At 57.8% G+C, this 2,126-nt stretch carries 1 protein-coding gene and 1 pseudogene; one reads left to right on the top strand and one right to left on the bottom strand.

The annotated features are described in order from the left end of the window. The first annotated feature begins 333 nt into the window (after nucleotides 1–333). Nucleotides 334–1,224, top strand: a complete 891-nt coding sequence (locus ABRP93_RS11530) for a cation diffusion facilitator family transporter (RefSeq protein WP_005276393.1) — start codon at nucleotides 334–336, stop codon at nucleotides 1,222–1,224. A 30-nt stretch (nucleotides 1,225–1,254) separates the two neighbouring features. Here the strand turns inward: ABRP93_RS11530 and ABRP93_RS11525 are convergent. Further along, nucleotides 1,255–1,982 (bottom strand): annotated as a pseudogene (locus ABRP93_RS11525) (IS1634 family transposase); the annotation flags it as partial. Nucleotides 1,983–2,126: the final 144 nt, after the last annotated feature.

Raw genomic sequence — 2,126 nt, 5'->3', positions numbered from 1 at the left:
CAAAATGGTAATAAGAAGGCCGCTGCTTAACCCCTAAGCAGCTTAACTACGTGTCCACGATTTGCGGGCAACCCCAGAGTACGAACACTCGATAGGAATCAGAAAAGACCCCATGAAGTAACTAACCGTGTACCCGCCCCGCAACACGCCGAACGGACACACATTCTGCTACTTAACCCTACTTTTTGGTTGTTCATGTTTCAGCTTCTCTACACATTCAAAGGACAACTGCACAATGACCTAAAGCAGGCCGACTTGGCCTCAGTGGCTGCGCTTACCGCCATCCATTTGCATTTAATTGTCAATAAGCGTCGACGGGGATAGGCTGAGTGCATGGCACACGAGCACCACGACCACGATCACTCCAGCACGCCGCTGCGCGCACTCTTGATTGCGCTAGGCATTACCGGCACCGTCTTCTTCGCGGAGCTGATCGGCGGCTGGTTGGCGGGTTCGATGGCGCTGATGGCGGATGCGATGCACATGCTTTCCGACGCTGCGGGGTTGATCATCGCGGTGTTAGCGGTGTTGGTTGGGCGCCGACAAGCATCGGCTCAGGCCACGTACGGCTACCGACGAGTGGAGGTGCTTGCTGCACTGGCGAACGCAGTGATGGTGCTGGCGATCTCGGTGTGGATTGTCGTCGAGGCGGTGCGCCGCCTGCAGAGCCCGGCCGAAGTGCAGGGAAAAACGATGCTGATCATCGCGGTGATCGGCCTGGTGGCGAATGCGCTATCGGCGTGGGTTCTGCACCGGCACCGCAAATCCTCGATCAACGTGGAGGGCGCGTTCTTGCACGTGTTAGTGGATATGCTCGGCTCTGTCGCAGTAATCGTGGCCGGCATCGTGGTACTGACCACGGGGTTTGTGGCGGCGGACGTGATCGCCTCCCTAGCGATCGCGGCGATGGTGCTGCCGCGCGCCTGGCAGCTCATGCGGCTTTCGACGAGCGTGCTGCTCGAGCAAGTCCCGGCGGACTTCGACGCCAGTGCGATCGAGCCCGCGCTGCGGCAGGTCGAGGGCGTTGCTGACATCCACGACCTGCACCTGTGGAGCCTGGACGGCGTGAACGTGCTCACGACCGTGCATATCGTGCGCGACGGCACCGTCGGCACCGGCCCGCTGTTGGATGCCGCCCAGCAGGCCCTGCGCGAACACGGTATCGAGCACTCCACCATCCAGATTGAGCACCCAGAGCACGAATCCCACGAGACGGTGTGCTGATTCCCTTCTAACCTGACTTAGGCCAATTTTGTGCGGAAGTTCGCGGCCGGTGATTACTTGGATGGTGGCAGTGAGGTCGGGCGGGAATGGTACGGCGGCGTGAATGGTTTCGCCGCCAACGACGAGTTGAAAGCTGCGGTATTTCTTGAGTGTTCTCACGAGGCGTTTGATGAAGTGACCACTGCGGGTCTCCATCAGGTGGGTCACGGCTAGTGCTGCCATCACAATATTGAGATGTGCTGTGATCGAGTTTTGTTTCCTCGCATAGATTGGGCGTGCTTTCAGGTCTGATTTCGACATCCGATACGACATTTTCAATGTGGAATAGCCTGCGGTAATGCCCGATAACCTCCTGGGCGGGAAGAGCGGTCAGGTCGGTTTCATAGCCTTTAATTCCGGCTAGGGCTCGGTGTTTGGCAGCGAGAGCGTAGTTGACCTTCTTGTTCGGGGTGGAAAGATCGAAATAGCGGTTGCGCTTAATGGCGATTTCGCCGTCAACAGCGCGTTTGGCTTTTGCGACTTGCTCTTTGATTCCGCGCAGGCCGCGTCTGGCCCGATCATAGGAGTACTGGAAGTGGGTCACCGTATTCGGGGTTGTGTGTTTGCGCGCATCGCTTGCCGAGGCTTGTGTCCAGATCTGGCCGTGGGCGTAGGCTTCACCAGGGATTTCCCGCCGCCAGGTTTCAATCACCTCAGGCACGGTGGGGTTTCACCGACAAAATGTAGTGCAGACCTGCATCTATCAATGCTTGCTTGTTCGGAGGGTGTCAAGTTGTTTGTGTGTGGGGCTAGGTTTATAGGTATTTGTCGAAGCTGTCGGGGTAGGCCACGGCCATCTGGTTGATGGCTTGTTTCCAGCCAGAAACTCGGGCTCCTTCCATGAGTCTGCCGGCTGTTCTTGA

This window comes from Corynebacterium sp. KPL2850, from assembly GCF_040225855.1.
GTDB lineage: Bacteria > Actinomycetota > Actinomycetes > Mycobacteriales > Mycobacteriaceae > Corynebacterium.
This window is presented reverse-complemented; position numbering and strand designations above follow the sequence as displayed.

Bases quoted from the DNA above. Each gene is read 5' to 3' on its own strand.
- ABRP93_RS11530 (WP_005276393.1), top strand. From the start codon at position 334: ATGGCACACGAGCACCACGACCACGATCACTCCAGCACGCCGCTGCGC.